Raw genomic sequence first — 15,692 nt, forward strand, 5'->3', positions numbered from 1 at the left:
GTCCCCTCGCGGCCGAGGTCGGCACCCGGAGGCGGCCGAACCTCCCCCGTTCGGAGGAGGCATCTCACCCACAGTGAACACACGCTTGCGAAAGGTGTCCACGTTGGTGACCGCCGCTACAGCCGCGCGTTCGCGAATCGTGCCCTCGCTTATATCGGTATGACCGTGACCCACGACGCCGCCTATCCTTGGAAAGTCTGCGGCCACCGCGAAAACGACTCTGGCCGATCACCTCGCCTGAAGGAGTGCCATGATCACCGCCACCGGTCTCGAGCTGCGCGCCGGTTCGCGCATCCTCCTGTCCGGGGCCGATCTGCGGATCCAACCCGGCGACAGGATCGGACTGGTCGGACGCAACGGCGCCGGCAAGACCACCACCATGAACGTCCTCGCGGGGCTCGCCCAGCCCTACACCGGCAGGATCGAGAACAACGGCCCCTTCGGCTACCTCCCGCAGGACCCCCGCTTCGCCGACCTCACGCAGACCGCCTCCAACCGCGTCCTCTCCGCCCGCGGCCTCGACCAGCTCCTGGCCGACCTCGCCAAGACCGAGGCCGAACTCGCCGAGGTCGCCGACGACGACCGCCGCGACAAGCTCGTGCGCCGCTACTCCCGCCTCGAAGAGCAGTTCTCCGCCCGAGGCGGCTACGCCGCCGAATCCGAGGCCGCCCGCATCTGCTCCAACCTCGGCCTCGAAGACCGCATCCTCGCCCAGCCGCTCGCGACCCTCTCCGGCGGCCAGCGCCGTCGCGTCGAACTCGCCCGCATCCTCTTCGCCGACGACGGCGACGGCATCCTCCTGCTCGACGAGCCCACCAACCACCTCGACGCCGACTCCGTCAACTGGCTCCGCGGCTTCCTCGCCGGCCACAAGGGCGGCCTCGTCCTCATCACCCACGACGTCGACCTGCTCGACGAAGTGGTCAACAAGGTGTGGTTCCTCGACCCCACCCGCTCGGTCATCGACGCGTACAACCTCGGCTGGAAGGCCTACCAGCGCCAGCGGGCCGAGGACGCCGAACGGCGCCGCCGCGAGCGGGCCAACGCCGAGAAGAAGGCCGCCAGCCTCACCAGGCAGGCCGCGAAACTCGGCGCGAAGGCCACGAAGGCCAAGGCCGCCAAGGGAATGCTCCGCCGCGCCGAGGCCATGATCGACGACCTCGAAGAGGACCTGTTGCAGGACAAGGTCGCCGACGTGCGCCTCCCGCAGCCCGCCTCCTGCGGCAAGGTCCCGCTCACCGCCGCGGGCCTGTCGAAGTCGTACGGGTCCCTGGAGATCTTCACCGGCGTCGACCTCGCCATCGACCGCGGCTCCCGCGTGGTCATCCTCGGCCTCAACGGCGCCGGCAAGACCACGCTGCTGCGGATGCTCGCCGGCACGCTCGAACCCGACACCGGCGAGGTCGTGCCCGGACACGGCCTGCGCATCGGCTACTTCGCGCAGGAGCACGACACGCTCGACCACACCGGGACCGTGCTGGAGCAGATGCAGTCGGCCGCTTCGGACTCGGGCGCGGACCTGCCGGACTCGGAGCTGCGCAAGATCCTCGGCGCGTTCCTGTTCCCGGGCGACGACGTGCACAAGCCCGTGCACGTGCTGTCGGGCGGGGAGAAGACGCGGCTGGCGCTGGCGAGCCTGGTGTGCTCGGGTGCGAACGTGCTGCTGCTGGACGAGCCGACGAACAACCTCGACCCGGCCAGCCGCCAGCAGGTGCTCGACGCGGTGGACGGTTTCAGCGGCGCGATCGTGATGGTCACGCACGACCCGGGAGCGGTCGAGGCGCTGAGGCCCGAACGGGCGATCCTGCTGCCGGACGGCGACGAGGACCTGTGGTCGGACGACCTGATGGAACTGGTCGAACTCGCCTGATCGGCGCCGACAACGCCATGGGTCCGGTCGACCTCGACCGACCGGCGCCGTTATGCCTTGATAGCCCGCCGCCCGCCGCCCGCCGCCCGCCGCCCGCCGCCCGCCGCCCGCCGCCCGCCGCCTAGCGGCGCTCCACTACGAGCGCGGAAGCGACCGGGCAGCCGACTGCATCCGTGACCGGGCTCCGCGCCCACGACCGCGCCTCGCGTTCGCTCACGCCCCCGGGTCGACTTTCTTCCGCACCGGCAAGGGCGGCGGCAAGTGGCGCGTCCGCTCACGCTCCCGGGTCGACTCCGAGGCGACCGTGACTCGCGCCCGCTCTCGGATCGACTCGAAGGCGATCGCGCCTCGCGCCCGGTCCCACATCTGAGTGACATCGCGGCCGCGGGCACCGGTTTTTGTCACACCCGCGAGAGACGCTGGCCCTACCTTTCCCCAGGGAGGGTGGGGGTTAGGGATGGTAAATACGTTGCGGGACTTTGTCGTCGGCGGCGCATGGTCCCGAGGTCGTTCAGTGCGATGCGCCGCAGTCCGAAACTGCCCGGTCCGAGGTTCTTCAGCGTGATGTGGCTCAGTCACCGCTCAGCTTGAGACCGTACAGCCCAAGGTCGTTCAGCGCGAGCGGGTCAGCTCGAAACTGCCCAGTCCGAACTGCCCGGCCCGTGACCGGTCAGCCTGAGTACATCAGCACGATCGCCGCGCACGCACCCGCGCCCGCCGCCGCCAGCGGCACTCGCACCGACCGCTTCCTACTACTTCCCGCGGCCGCCGCCACGATCAGCCACGGGCACAACGCCACCCACCCGTACTCCGGCCGCTCCGGGTTCGAACCGCTCAGCGGCGCGATCATCAGCGCCAGCATCGGCCCGATCATCAGCGGCCACGCCGAACTCGACCCGAACCGCCGCAGGCTCTCCACGATCGCCGGCCCGCACGCGACGCACACCAGCGCCGGCATCAGCGCCAGCCACCACAACTGCCCCGGATGCGCGGCGATCTCGCCCAACGCCGCGTTGTACGTGTCGATCAAGCCGTACGGCCACGACGTCCCGGCCGTCGCCGCCAGCGCCAGCACCGCCAGCGCCGCCCCCGCCGACACCAGGATCTGCGCCGGCCGCCGCCGTGCGAAGTACAGGCACAGCAGCGACACCGCGAACCACGCCGCCCCGTACGACAGCAGCGCCGCGATCCCCAGCAGCCCGCCCGCCGCGGCCGCGCCCCAGAACGCGTCCGCGCCGCGCACCCGCCGCTCGGAGACGACCGCGCCGCATGCGAGCACGGCCGCGCAGGCCGCCGCCGCGATCCCGTCGATCCCCAGCGTCGCCCACGCCGCCCACGGCCCCAGGATCAGCACCGGCGCGAGCGCCCGCGCCGCGACCGGGCCGCACACGGACTTCACCGCGACCAGCGTCAACGGCACCGACAGGCACGACAGCGCGATCACGATGATCGCCAGGCCCGCCTCGGATCCGCTGTAGGACACCAGGAAGGCGATCGCCCGCCGCGCCCCGTCGGTCGCCGTCGACATGGTCGTCGGCTCCACGTTCGTGTGCAGCGCCGCCGACCACGTGATCGAGGCCAGATAGGACACGATCAACAGCGCGTTCCACGACATGCGGGCCGCCGCCGGCCGCGAGGCCGCCGCGAGCACCGCCGCGGCTGTCAGCGGCGCGACCACCATGCCGGCCGTGACGTGCAGCGACAGGTTCTGGGCGGGCCACCACGGGAGCGTGGCCGGCCCGATCACCTCCGAAGTGGAGACCGCGACCGACGCCAGCGTCAAGGTCGCGAACAGCAGCGTCAACCAGATCGCGATGTCGCGCAGCCGACCGTGGCGCCGGGTCGGCGCGAGGGCGTCGACCCGGTCGGTGAAGGAGGTCTGCGGTGCGGTCACGTTACGAAACTATCGGGTATCCGACACAACCGACCGCCGGGCGAGAAAAGTCCGGCAAACTTCACAACGTCCCCTCATCACCCTCCGTGCGTAGGAAAGGACACATGACTCCCGAGGTTCCACATCGAAGCGGTGCCGCGCACGCCGACGCCGACTCCGATGCCCCGAGAAAAGATCCGAACCGGCAGGTCCGCGGAGACGAACGCCGCGAGCTCACCGAACGCGTGACGGCCGCATACCGGCAAGGGCAGAGCATCCGCGTCATCGCCTCCACGATAGGCCGCTCGTACGGCTTCGTGCACCGCCTCCTCGCCGAGGCGGGCGTCGACTTCCGCACCCGTGGAGGGGCCCGCCGGAGCGCCCGGAAATAAACGGGCCCGGCAGGGCGTTGACAGGTCTGGAGCAATCCGAAGGCGACGTATCGTTGCCGTGCGTCATGGCGCCCGCAGGCTTCGCCATGACCGTCGGCCGCACGCGGCGGTGATCCACCGCCCGCCGCGGCCGCCAGACCGCTTCGTCGACCACGGCGCGCGCGAACCGCCGGGACCGCGGGTCCCTGCCCGCGAGCGCCGCCATGCACGCCCAAGCCCCACCCCACATTCGCATGCACTTGGGCCCGTTACTCAGGAGGCCCTATGTCTTCGATGGGACCTGCCGGATGGGACGCCATGCGCTCCATGCGGCGCGCGGACGACCTCAAAGGCGTCACCCTCTCCAGCGGCGTCAAGCGCCGCATCCTCCGCTTCGCCCGGCCCTACCGGCGCGACATCGGATTCTTCCTCGCCCTGGTGACCGCCATCGCGGCCATCGGCGTCGCCACCCCGGTGCTCGCCGGCGACATCGTCAACGAGCTGACCGGCGCGAACGGCACCCAGCGCGGGGTGATCACCATCGCGGCGATCATCGCCGGCCTGGCCGCCGTCGAAGGCGCCCTGAACCTCGCCATGCGCTGGTACGGCGCGAAACTCGGCGAGGGCATCATCTACGACCTGCGCCGGTCGGTGTTCGACCACATCCAGTCGATGCCGGTCGCGTTCTTCACCCGCTCGCAGACCGGCGCCCTGGTCTCGCGGCTGAACAACGACGTCATGGGCGCCCAGCGGGCGTTCACGAGCACCCTCTCCGGGCTCGTCTCCAATGGCATCGCCGTCGCGCTCATCATCGCCGTCATGTTCTTCCAGTCCTGGCAGATCACCCTGCTGTCGCTGGTGCTCGTCCCGGTGTTCCTCGTCCCCGCCAAGTGGGTCGGCCGCCGCCTCGCGGCGCTCACCAAGGAGAGCTTCGACCTCAACGCGGCCATGAACACGCAGATGGCCGAGCGGTTCAACGTCGGCGGCGCGATGCTCGTGAAGCTCTTCGGCCGCCCCGAGACCGAGTCCGACGAGTTCTCCGGCAAGGCCGACCGCGTGCGCGGGATCGGCATCACGACCGCGATGTACGCGCGGACGTTCATCGTCGCGCTGACCCTCGTCGCCGGGCTCTCGCAGGCCCTCGCGTACGGGCTCGGCGGCGCCCTGGTGTTCTCCGGGCAGCTGAGCGCCGGCACCGTGGTGACCCTGGCGCTGCTGCTCACGCGCCTGTACGGGCCGCTGACGGCCCTCTCGAACGTCCGCGTGGACGTCATGAGCGCCCTCGTGAGCTTCCAGCGGGTCTTCGAGGTCCTCGACCTCAAGCCGCTCATCCGCGAGGCCGAGGAGGCCAAGGAGCTGCCTTCGGGTGCCGCCTCGGTCGTCTTCCGCGACGTGGACTTCCGCTACCCCGGCCCCGACGAGGTCTCCCTGGCGAGCCTGGAGGACCTGGCCCGGCCCGACCGCTCCGACAGCGGGCGCCAGATCCTCACGAACGTCTCCTTCGAGGTCGCCCCGGGCGAGCTGGTGGCGCTCGTCGGCCCTTCGGGCGCCGGCAAGACCACCACCGCGAGCCTGGTGCCGCGCCTGTACGACGTGACCGGCGGCGCGGTGGAGGTCGGCGGTGTCGACGTGCGCGAGCTGTCCACGGCCTCGCTGACCGAGCACATCGGCATGGTCACCCAGGACGCGCACCTGTTCCACGACACCGTCCGCGAGAACCTCGTGTACGCCCGGCCCGGAGCGACCGACGAGGAAGTCTGGGAGGCCCTCGACCGGGCGCAGATCGGCACCACCGTGCGCCGCCTCGAATCGGGGCTCGACACGGTGGTGGGGGAGCGCGGCTACCGGTTCTCCGGCGGCGAGAAGCAGCGGCTCGCGATCGCGCGGGTGCTGCTGAAGGCGCCGCCGATCGTGATCCTCGACGAGGCCACCGCCCACCTGGACTCCGAGTCCGAGGCGGCCGTGCAGCGCGCCCTCGACACGGCCCTCGAAGGTCGCACGTCCCTGGTGATCGCCCACCGCCTCTCCACGGTCCGCCGCGCCGACCGGATCATCGTCCTGGAGGACGGCGCGGTCGCCGAGTCCGGCACCCACGACGACCTCGTCGCCCGCGGCGGCCTCTACGCGGAGCTGTACCGGACGCAGTTCGCAGAACGTGGCGGTGTGAACGAGATGCTCAGTGCGGAACGCAGTGGCGCTGACGAGGAGTTCGGCGCAGAGCGAAGCGCCTCGAACGGTGGGAATGGCACCGAGCCCTGTGGGCCGGATGCCGAACTCACCTTGGTGCAGACCGGACCCGACGCGCCGTTCGGTGCTCTCGACGACGAGTTCCCCACGGCGCGTGGGGAAGCGACCGGCGAGGTGGGAGCCGGAGCCCGGTGAGACCCACCCTCGAAATCACTGTGACACAGACCACAAAAATGACGGGTTGACGACGATAATCGCAGCTCAAGTCCCCTGATCTGAGGAAAAACTCGTTCTGGCGGGTTTCAAAAAGGCGAGGGTACTGTAATGTCCAGAGGCCGGTTCGGTTCAGTTTTCGCCGAATTGGTCAAGCGCCAGCAATGGCGGCACATCTCGGACCGCGACGCCGAGCCGCCCGATCGGGAATCGACCCGGTCAAGGGCGGGCGGTGGGTCTGAACATCAACATCGCAAGGAAATACAGCAATGGCGCAAGGCACCGTTAAGTGGTTCAACTCCGACAAGGGCTTCGGCTTCATCGCCCCCGATGGCGACGGTCCGGACATCTTCGTCCACTTCACTGCGATCACCGGGAACGGCTACCGCTCCCTGGAGGAGAACCAGCGGGTGGAGTTCGACGTCGAACAGGGCAAGAAGGGTCCGCAGGCCGCTAACCTGCGCGCTCTCTAAGCTACTAGTAAGCCGAAGCCGCTGCCCTTCACCTGAAGGACAGCGGCTTCTGTGGTGCCGAGCTTCGCCTCAGCCGGTGTGGTAGCCGCGCAGGTACGTCCCCCCGCTGGACAGGCCCGGCAGCGTCCGCTCGTCCAGCACCGTCCCGTCCTCGCCCACGAGGCTCACCACGACCGTGCCGTACTGGTCGTCGGTGACGATCATCGACCCGTCCTCAAGGAACACCACCTGCGCCGACTGCGTCGCGACCGGCAGCTCCAGCTCGACACCGGTCCGCAAGTCCACGTAGAGGTCGCAGCGGTTCGCGTCCGCTGGATCCGGCGGGACCGGCGACTCGTCCATCTGAAGGCAGGCGCGGCCCAGATCCGCCGAGATCGCGGACAGGCCCGTGAAATCCTCGGCGTCCGTCCACACCCCTCCCAGCGCCACCCGGCCGCTCCCGTCCGGGCGCATCGCGACGCTGAGATCGGCGCTGACGAGGTACTCGCCGTCCGCCGACCACCGCGGCGAGCAGCCGACCTCCGCAGGCAGCGCGAAGGACTCGCCGGTGGTGACATCGAGCAGGAACCCGCCCTCGCCCTCGTCGTCGGCGGGTGCGTTGAGCACCACCCGGTTCGAGTCGGGGGACCAGTACGGCTCGCAGCGCGGCCCGAACGTGCCCAGCTCCGGGACCTCCGCGCCGGTCCCCCCGAGCGTCGCCAGGAACATCGCGCATTCGCCCCCCGCCGAGGTCGCGTAGCGATCGCCGTTCGGGGCCAGCGCGTACCCGTCGTTCCCGTCGAGCACGTACTCGTGCCCGTCGTCGTCGAAGCGCACGATGCTCGGACTGTCCATGCCGTCGTCGCGCACCTCGAAATAGAGCACCTCGGGCAGCGACTGCAAGGGCGCGGACGCCTCCGAGGCGCCCCAGCCGTCCCAGCCGTCGAGCGACCCGCAACCGTGGTCGGTCGAATCGGTCTCGGGCGCCGATGACTCGGCGGTGGTCTCGACCGGCTCGCTCGGACTCGACACGTCGGTCGGAGAGGCGTCGGTCGCCGACGTGACGGCCGGCGCCGGCTCCGGCGCCGCGTCGGGGTCGATCAGCGCCGCCGCGCCCACCGATGCCAGAGCGAGCGCGGTGACCGCGCCGACGACCGCGGCGGCCATCCGGCGGCGCCCGATGGTCCGGGCCCTCTTGAACGCGCCCGCGGCCAGGTCCGCGGAGGGCCCCGGCTCGTCGCCGGCGATGCCTTGCAGCAGTTCGCGAATCGAATCAGGCATGAGCCTCTCCTCTGGCATTCTCGAACTCCATCTCCCACGGGGCGCGGGGCGTGCCCGGCTCGCCGAGCACCAGTTCGGGGAAGGACCGCCGCAGCCGCCGCAGTCCGCGCTGGACCCGCGACCGCAGGGTGGTGACCGGGCAGTCCAGGATGGCCGCCGCGCTCGCCTCGGTCTGGTCGTCGAAGTAGCGCAGCACGATCGCCGCGCGCTGGCTCGCCGGGAGCGACAGCAGCGCGGCGTGCACCGCGAGCCGCAGGGCCGTGTCGGACTCGTCCGTGCCGCCGGTGTCAGGCCGCTCGGGCATGGACGCGGTCGCGATCTCGGCGACCTTCGCGCGCCGCCAGCGGCTCACGTGCAGGTGGTACATGGTGCGCCTGGTGTAGGCCTCCGCGTTCGCCGTGCGGTGCAGGCGCTTCCAGGAACGCCAGGTGCGGGCGAGGGCGTCCTGCACGAGGTCTTCGGCGAGTCCGCGGTCGCCGGTGAGCAGGTACGCCGCGGCGTACAGCGCCCCCGATCGGGCTCTGACGAACTCCTCGAACTCGCCCTGCCGCGCCGGCGGTACCCCTGACGGGGCGGTCGGTCCGCTCACGATCGGTTCCGTTCCATGAGAAAAGGTGTGGGTACCTTGCTAGACGGGCCGGACCCCGCGAGGCCGTATCCTCCGAACGGTCGACTGTGCCTGACCGAACGGCCCATGCGGAAACCTGATTGAACCGAGCGTGCGCGGCAGGCACACTGATGCCGTGCAGATCATCGAATTCGACAAGGCCGCGCCCGATCTGATCGATCGGGCCTTCGCCCTCCGCGTCGCGGTACACCGCGCCGACACGCCCGAGAACCCGGCGCCGGTCGAGCGGTTCTTCAAGACCATGTTCACCCACCAATTCCCCGGCCGCGAGAACCACTGGTTCGCCGCCGTCGAAGCGGGCGACGAAGCCAGCGCCGAGGGCGACAACGAGGCCGACGCCGAGGGCGACCGCCTGGTCGGACTCGCCCGCGTCGTCTTCCACACCGACGAGAACACCGACTTCGCCATGTTCGACGTGTCCGTGCCGCCCGGCCACCGCCGCCGCGGACACGGGACGGCCCTGATCGAACACGTCGAGCGCTTCTGCGCCGAGCGGGGCCGCACCACCATCGCCACCGCCGTCCCGATCTTCTGGGAGGGCGGGCCCGCGCGCGAGGAGATCGGCGCGAACGCCCTCGAACGCCGCGGCTACGCCCGCGCGCTCACCCTCGTCAACCGCCGCAGCCCCGTAGCCCCGTTCCCTCCCGAAGAGGAGGCGCGCCGCTTCGACGAGGCGCTGGCGAAGGCCGGCGATGCCTACGAGCTGCGCCAATGGTCCGGGCCCGTGCCCGACGACCTGCTCGACACCATGTGCCGCATGGAGACGATGATCATGAGCGAGGTCCCCATGGGGGAGCTGGAGCTCGAACCCGAGCGGGTGGACGCCGAGAAGCTGCGCGGGCGCGAGGCCGTGAACCTCGCCGAGGGACGCGTCAACGTCCACTCCGTCGCGATCGAGCGCGCCACCGGCGAGGTGGTCGCCTGGACCGAGATCGACACCGACTTCGGCGACTACCCCGACGCCCACCAGGCCATCACGATCGTCGACCCAGCCCACCGCGGGCACCGCCTCGGGCTGCTCGTCAAGCTCGCGAACCTGCGCCTGCTGCGCGAGCGCTTCGGCCACATCGAGTGGATCTGGACCGACAACGCCGACATCAACGAGCACATGATCGCCATCAACGAACTCCTCGGAAACACCACCGTGGACGGTTACGCCGAGTACCAGCGCAAGATCGGGGCCTGACCGCATGGAGATCAAGCGCCTCGACCCCGCCGACCGCGACGCCGTCGCACAGGTCAGTGCGCTGTTCGAACGCGTCCGCGAGGCCGAGACCCCCGAACTCGCGCCGGTCCCCGAACGCCGCTACGCCGACGAGCTCCTCTACCCGCCGCCGGACGGCGAGCACCGCTGCCACACGGTCACTGAGGCCGGCACCCTGCTCGGCCAGTACTGGATCTACCTGCCGGCCAAGGAGAACCGCCACTACGCCGAAATCGAGCTGGCCGTCGACCCCGCTCATCGCCGCCGCGGCGTCGGCTCGGCCCTGCTCGACCACATGATCGACCTCGCCCGCCGCGAAGGCCGCACCGAACTGGTCGTCCTCACCCGCGCCGCCTGGGAGGACGGCCCGAGCCGCCCCGACACCGGCGCGAAGTTCCTGGAGAGACGCGGTTTCAAAGCCGCGCTCACCGAAGTCGACCGCAACCTCCCGATCGCGTCGATCGACCCCGCCGAGGAAGCGCTGATGCGGCGGGAGGCGGAAGCCGCCGCGCGCGACTACGAGGTCGTCTCCTGGGTCGGCCGCTGCCCCGACCGGTACCTCGAGAGCCTCGGCCGGATCGAGTCGCTGATCTTCAGCGAGATCCCCCTCGGCGAGATCGACCTGCGCCCCCGCACCGTCGACGCCGAGTTCATCCGCACCCGCGAGCGACGCGCCGAAGTCATGGGCGACAACCTGATCCGCACCATCGCCGTCCGCAGGGACACCGGCGAGGTCGCCGCGAACACCGTCCTGTTCACCCACGAGGGGCAGTCGCACGTCCAACAGGGCATCACCATCGCGGCCCCGGCCCACCGCGGCCACCGCCTCGGCCTGCTCGTCAAGCTCGCGAACCTGCGCCTGCTGCGCGAGCGCTTCCCGCACACCACCCACATCTGGACCGGCAACGCCGACACCAACGCCAACATGGCCGCCATCAACGACCGGCTCGGATTCCGGCCCGTCGACGCCCGGGTCTCCTACCGGCGCGACCTCACCGACTGACACCGGGACCGGCCCCCAGCGGCCGAGCCCACCGCTTTCCACCCGTCTCCACCACTGCCCCAAGGATCTCCGACATACTGCTTCGATGGAGATCACCGAACTCGACATCAACGACGAGGGCATCGCCGGCGGCACCCCCGCCGGCGACGCCCTCCTGCACCAGGTGGCCGACCTCGCGGCCCTCGTCCGCACCGTCGACGCCCCCGACGGTCCCGCCCTCGTCAAGGACTCCTTCCTCGGCGAACTCGCCCACCCCGAAGCGGGCATCCTCTCGCGCCGCTTCGTCGCGACCGAGGACGGCACCGTCGTCGGCTACCTCGCCATCGACGTCATGGCCGCGGAGAACCCGCAGCTCGCCGCCGCCGAACTGCTCGTCCACCCCGACCACCGCGGCAGGGGCCACGGCAGCGCCCTGCTCCGGTTCGCCCTCGACCACTGCCGCAGCGAAGGCCGGTCCGTCCTGGCCTCGGCCACCATCGGCACCTGGAAAGACGGGCCCGAGCGCCCCGACCACGGCTCGAAGTTCCTGGAGCGCAACGGCTTCGAACTCGCGATCGTCAACGTGCGGCGCGACTGCCCCGTGGACGCCCTCGACCCCGAGACCGAGCGGCGCCACTGGGACGCGGCCGCCGCCTCCGGGTTCGACTACGAGGTGCGCGGCTGGACCGGCCCGGCCCCCGAGGACCTGGTGGAATCCCTCGCCCGCATGGAGGCCATGGTCCTCGAAGAGATTCCCCTGGGAGAGCTCGACATGGCCCCCGAGCAGGTCGACGCCGCGAAGGTCCGCGCCAAGGAGGCCGCGACCGCCGCCCACCGCAAGATCGGGGTCGAGACCGTCGCCGTCCACCGCGCCACCGGCGAAGTCGTCGCCCACACCCGCTTCGACGCGTTCGCCGACCCCGCCGCCGAGCACTGCCTGCTCAAGATCACGATCGTCGACCCGGCCCACCGTGGCCACCGCCTCGGCCTGCTCGTCAAACTCGCGAACCTGCGCCTGCTGCGCGAGGCCTTCCCGAACGTCAAGCGGATCTGGACCAGCAACGCCGACGTCAACGAGCACATGATCGCCATCAACGACCGCCTCGGCTACCGCCCCGTCGACGCCATCCGCGTCTACCAGCGCCCGATCCGGCCCTGAGCGGCCGCCGAATCCGAAATTCGCTTGCCGCAGGTCATACCCGTTCCTCAAACTGACCAGATGGAAATCATCGAACTCGACCCCGCTGACGGCGACCTCGTCTCCGGCGCCTTCGAGGTGCGCCGCGCCGCCCACGCGGCCGACTGCCCGGACAACCCGGCGCCGCACTGGGGCAGCTTCGTCAAAGGCCTGATCAACCCCCCGCCCGACGAGGACGAGCGGCACTTCGTCGCCGTCGAGGACGGCCGGGTCGTCGGCTGCCTCCACACCGGCCTGCCCAACCGCAGCAACCTCCACTTCGGCTGGGCCGACCTCCATGTGCACCCCGACCACCGCCGCCGCGGCCACGGCACCGCCCTCCTGCGCCACTTCCTCGACTTCGGACGCGAGCACGGCCGCACCGAACTCACCCTCGAATCCCTCATGACCTGGGAAGACGGCGTCGAACGCAGCGAAGCCGGCCGCCGCCTCCTCGAAAAGCACGGCTTCAAACTCGCCCTCACCTCGATCAACCGCCGCTGCGCGGTCGACGCCCTCGACCACGACACCGAGCAGGCGCTCCTCGACAAGGCCGCGGCCGCCGCCGGCGAGGATTACGAGATCATCTCCTGGCTCAGGCGCACCCCCGAGGAACTGGTCGAGACCATGGCCCGCATCGACTCCACGATCCTCGCCGAAGTCCCGCTCGGCGACCTCGAACTCGAACCCGAGACCATCGACGCCGAGATCAAGAACGCCCGCGCCGACCGCAACGCGGCCATGGGGATCACGCCCGTCCAGACCGTAGCCCGCCACCGCGCGAGCGGCGAGGTCGTCGCCAACACCGCCGTGTTCACCAACGACGACCCCGAGTACCCGGACGCGTTCCAGGGCATCACCATCGTCGACCCCGGCCACCGCGGCCACCGGCTCGGCATGCTCCTGAAGCTCGTCAACCTGCGGCTCGTGCGCGAGCACCGCCCGCAGGTCACCCACATCTGGACCGACAACGCCGACGTCAACGCCCCGATGATCGACATCAACGTCACCCTCGGGTACGAGATCGTCGACGCCTTCGGCGAATACCAGATCAAGCTCGCCGGCTGAACCGCCCGGCCCGAACCCGCCCGCACGCCTGCGAAAAGGTGTCCCCAGGCACAAGCCGGCCGTGGAGGTGGCAAGCTCTCCCCACGGTCGGCTATTGTCATTAGCTGGCCCTCATAGTGGCCCGATCAGGCGCGTCCCGCCCCATCACCGTCGGCTTATGGTGAACCAAATCTCCGCGGAACGTGCGTCACTCACGAAGTCGTTCTCGCGGAAGGCGAACCATGACTATTGACCCGACTGTGCCGGATGCTGCCATCAGTGAACCCGACACTGCACTCGAAACCACAGAAACCCCCGAAATCACCGAAGCGCCGGCCGTCGAGGCCGTCGCGGTGACCGAGGCCGCTCCCGTCGCGGAAGCCGAGGCCGTCACCGAAGCCGCCGCCGCAAGCGCCGCTCCGGTCGCCGCCGCCCCCGAGGCGGACTTCACCGTCGAGACCGACGCGGTCCCCGCCTACACCGGCCCCAGCTTCGAGGAACTCGGCCTGCCCGAGAAGATCACCGCCGCGCTGGCCGAGCAGGGCATCATCACGCCCTTCCCGATCCAGGCCGCGACGATCCCCGACGCGCTCTCCGGGCGCGACATCCTCGGCCGCGGGCAGACCGGCTCCGGCAAGACCCTGGCCTTCGGCCTGCCGACCCTCTCGCGGCTCGCCGCCGGGGGCCGCACCAAGGCCAAGCGCCCGCGCGCCATCATCCTCACCCCTACGCGTGAACTCGCGATCCAGGTCGCCGAGTCGCTCCAGACCTTCGGCGACGCCGTCGGCATCGACATGAAGGTCGTCTGCGGCGGCACCGCGTTCTCGCGCCAGATCGACGCCCTGCGCGCCGGGGTCGACATGCTCGTCGCCACGCCGGGGCGCCTGCGCGACCTGATCCGCCGCGGCGAGTGCTCGCTCGACTCGGTCGAGCTGGCGATCCTCGACGAGGCCGACCAGATGGCCGACATGGGCTTCCTGCCCGAGGTCGAGGAGCTGTTCGACATGCTCCCCGTCGGCGGCCAGCGCATGCTCTTCTCCGCCACGCTGGAGAAGGAGATCGACGTCCTGGTCCGGAAGTACCTGTCCGACCCGGTGACCCACTCGGTGGACCCGTCGGCCGGCTCGGTCACGACCATGACCCACCACCTGCTGCTCATCGGCCCGCGCGACAAGGCCACGATGACCGCCGCCGTCGCGGCCCGCCCGGGCCTGACGATGGTGTTCGTGCGGACCCAGCTCGCCGTCGACCGCATCGCGGACGAACTGCGCGAGGCCGGCATCAAGGCCGAGGGCCTGCACGGTGGCATGTCCCAGGTAGACCGCTCGAAGGTCCTCGACCGCTTCAAGAACGGCCGCCTGGACGCCCTGGTGTGCACCGACGTCGCCGCCCGCGGCATCCACGTGGACGGCGTCGACATGGTCCTCCACGTCGACCCGCCGAAGACCCACAAGGACTACCTGCACCGCGCCGGGCGCACCGCGCGCGCCGGGCAGTCCGGGCATGTGGCGACCCTGGTGCTGCCGCACCAGAACCGCGGCATGTTCAGCCTCATCGAGCGCGCCGGCGTCGAGGCGCAGCGCCACTACGTGAACGACAACTTCGACCCGGAGCTGACCGCGCTCATGGGCGCGCGCAACTTCACCGACCTGCGCGCGGTCGCGGCCGACCACCAGGCCTCGCAGAACGACGCCGAGGCGGCCCGACTGGAGAAGCAGATCCAGCGGCTCCGCGAGGACGCCGAGGGTCTGCGGACCGAGGCGACCCGCCTGCGGGCTCAGGCCGAGCGCGAGATCATCGAGGGCCCGTCCAAGCGCGACCGCGGCCCGCGCCGCGACGACCGCGGCGGCGACCGCCGTGAAGGCGGCCGTGGCGGCTACCGGGGCAACCGCGAAGGCGGTGGCGGCGGCTACCGCGGGAACCGCGAGGGCGGCGACCGCGGCGGTTACCGAGGCAACCGCGAGGGCGGCTACCGAGGCAACCGTGAAGGCGGCGGTGGCGGCGGCTACCGCGGGAACCGCGAAGGCGGCGGCGGTTACGGCGACCGTGACAACCGCGGCGGCGGCTATGGCGACCGTCCGGCGCGCAGCTACGGCGACCGCGACAACCGCGGTGGCGGCGGCTTCCGCAGCGACGACCGCGGCAGCCGCGGCGGTGGCTACGGTGACCGTCCGGCGCGCAGCTACGGCGACCGCGACAACCGTGGCGGCGGCGGCTTCCGCAGCGACGACCGGGGCAACCGCGGTGGTTTCCGCGGCGACGACCGCGGCGAGCGCGGCGGCTTCCGAGGCGACCGCGAGCGTCGCGACCGCTGGTAAGCACTGATCGACGAGCGGCCCCGGGGAACGAGGTTCCCCGGGGCCGTTTCGCGTCTCCACGGGAGACTCGGGCATCCGAACCGTCTTCG

Annotated in this window: 12 protein-coding genes; 9 read left to right on the forward strand and 3 right to left on the reverse strand. The window is 70.8% G+C overall.

Annotated elements, in window-relative coordinates; all coding sequences use genetic code 11:
• The first annotated feature begins 250 nt into the window (after positions 1-250).
• The gene (locus tag IF12_RS0119335) at positions 251-1,870 is read left to right on the forward strand and encodes an ABC-F family ATP-binding cassette domain-containing protein (RefSeq protein WP_030161352.1); all 1,620 of its coding nucleotides are present in this window, start codon (positions 251-253) and stop codon (positions 1,868-1,870) included.
• A gap of 670 nt (positions 1,871-2,540) precedes the next feature.
• On the opposite strand, the gene IF12_RS0119340 is transcribed toward IF12_RS0119335, so the two are convergent.
• Positions 2,541-3,764: a hypothetical protein gene (locus tag IF12_RS0119340; protein ID WP_030161354.1), complete on the reverse strand. Its 1,224-nt coding sequence runs from the start codon at positions 3,762-3,764 to the stop codon at positions 2,541-2,543.
• Between the two features lie 104 nt (positions 3,765-3,868).
• Between IF12_RS0119340 and IF12_RS0119345 the strand changes: the two genes are divergently transcribed.
• From IF12_RS0119345 to IF12_RS0119355, 3 genes are all read left to right on the forward strand, one after another.
• Positions 3,869-4,135 carry a helix-turn-helix domain-containing protein gene (locus IF12_RS0119345; protein WP_051704624.1) on the forward strand — a complete coding sequence of 89 codons (267 nt, stop codon included), beginning with the start codon at positions 3,869-3,871 and terminating at the stop codon, positions 4,133-4,135.
• 264 nt (positions 4,136-4,399) lie between these two features.
• Positions 4,400-6,496, forward strand: coding sequence for an ABC transporter ATP-binding protein (locus IF12_RS0119350; RefSeq protein WP_081913761.1), 2,097 nt, complete (start codon positions 4,400-4,402; stop codon positions 6,494-6,496).
• 287 nt (positions 6,497-6,783) lie between these two features.
• Positions 6,784-6,987 carry a cold-shock protein gene (locus IF12_RS0119355; RefSeq protein WP_030161360.1) on the forward strand — a complete coding sequence of 68 codons (204 nt, stop codon included), beginning with the start codon at positions 6,784-6,786 and terminating at the stop codon, positions 6,985-6,987.
• Between the two features lie 69 nt (positions 6,988-7,056).
• Here the strand turns inward: IF12_RS0119355 and IF12_RS24395 are convergent, their stop codons facing one another.
• Both IF12_RS24395 and IF12_RS0119365 read right to left on the reverse strand, forming a co-directional pair.
• Complete coding sequence (locus tag IF12_RS24395) at positions 7,057-8,247, reverse strand: hypothetical protein (protein ID WP_051704625.1); 1,191 nt, start codon at positions 8,245-8,247, stop codon at positions 7,057-7,059.
• Positions 8,240-8,836 (reverse strand): SigE family RNA polymerase sigma factor, encoded by a 597-nt coding sequence (locus IF12_RS0119365; RefSeq protein ID WP_051704626.1) that lies wholly within the window; start codon positions 8,834-8,836, stop codon positions 8,240-8,242. Before IF12_RS0119365 ends, IF12_RS24395 begins: the two co-directional genes overlap by 8 nt.
• Before the next feature lie 154 nt (positions 8,837-8,990).
• On the opposite strand from IF12_RS0119365, the gene IF12_RS0119370 reads away from it, so the two are divergent.
• The 5 genes from IF12_RS0119370 to IF12_RS0119390 all read left to right on the forward strand — a co-directional run bounded on the left by IF12_RS0119370 (position 8,991) and on the right by IF12_RS0119390 (position 15,603).
• Positions 8,991-10,061 carry a GNAT family N-acetyltransferase gene (locus IF12_RS0119370; RefSeq protein WP_030161364.1) on the forward strand — a complete coding sequence of 357 codons (1,071 nt, stop codon included), beginning with the start codon at positions 8,991-8,993 and terminating at the stop codon, positions 10,059-10,061.
• Between the two features lie 4 nt (positions 10,062-10,065).
• Complete coding sequence (locus tag IF12_RS0119375) at positions 10,066-11,082, forward strand: GNAT family N-acetyltransferase (RefSeq protein ID WP_030161366.1); 1,017 nt, start codon at positions 10,066-10,068, stop codon at positions 11,080-11,082.
• A gap of 85 nt (positions 11,083-11,167) precedes the next feature.
• Positions 11,168-12,220 carry a GNAT family N-acetyltransferase gene (locus IF12_RS0119380; RefSeq protein WP_030161368.1) on the forward strand — a complete coding sequence of 351 codons (1,053 nt, stop codon included), beginning with the start codon at positions 11,168-11,170 and terminating at the stop codon, positions 12,218-12,220.
• A 60-nt stretch (positions 12,221-12,280) separates the two neighbouring features.
• On the forward strand, positions 12,281-13,306 hold the full coding sequence (locus IF12_RS0119385; protein WP_030161369.1) for a GNAT family N-acetyltransferase: 1,026 nt from the start codon (positions 12,281-12,283) through the stop codon (positions 13,304-13,306).
• A gap of 221 nt (positions 13,307-13,527) precedes the next feature.
• Entirely contained in the window at positions 13,528-15,603 is a 2,076-nt protein-coding gene (locus IF12_RS0119390) for a DEAD/DEAH box helicase (RefSeq protein WP_081913762.1), read from the forward strand.
• The last annotated feature ends 89 nt before the right edge of the window (positions 15,604-15,692 follow it).

The organism is Glycomyces sp. NRRL B-16210 (assembly GCF_000719515.1).
GTDB lineage: Bacteria > Actinomycetota > Actinomycetes > Mycobacteriales > Micromonosporaceae > Glycomyces.

What these genes read in the sequence shown, in the direction of transcription:
- IF12_RS0119355 (WP_030161360.1), top strand. Translation starts at nt 6,784, where the DNA reads ATGGCGCAAGGCACCGTTAAGTGGTTCAACTCCGACAAGGGCTTCGGC.
- IF12_RS0119375 (WP_030161366.1), top strand. Translation starts at nt 10,066, where the DNA reads ATGGAGATCAAGCGCCTCGACCCCGCCGACCGCGACGCCGTCGCACAG.
- IF12_RS0119345 (WP_051704624.1), top strand. Translation starts at nt 3,869, where the DNA reads ATGACTCCCGAGGTTCCACATCGAAGCGGTGCCGCGCACGCCGACGCC.
- IF12_RS0119335 (WP_030161352.1), top strand. Translation starts at nt 251, where the DNA reads ATGATCACCGCCACCGGTCTCGAGCTGCGCGCCGGTTCGCGCATCCTC.
- IF12_RS0119380 (WP_030161368.1), top strand. Translation starts at nt 11,168, where the DNA reads ATGGAGATCACCGAACTCGACATCAACGACGAGGGCATCGCCGGCGGC.
- IF12_RS0119350 (WP_081913761.1), top strand. Translation starts at nt 4,400, where the DNA reads ATGTCTTCGATGGGACCTGCCGGATGGGACGCCATGCGCTCCATGCGG.
- IF12_RS0119385 (WP_030161369.1), top strand. Translation starts at nt 12,281, where the DNA reads ATGGAAATCATCGAACTCGACCCCGCTGACGGCGACCTCGTCTCCGGC.
- IF12_RS24395 (WP_051704625.1), bottom strand. Translation starts at nt 8,247, where the DNA reads ATGCCTGATTCGATTCGCGAACTGCTGCAAGGCATCGCCGGCGACGAG.
- IF12_RS0119390 (WP_081913762.1), top strand. Translation starts at nt 13,528, where the DNA reads ATGACTATTGACCCGACTGTGCCGGATGCTGCCATCAGTGAACCCGAC.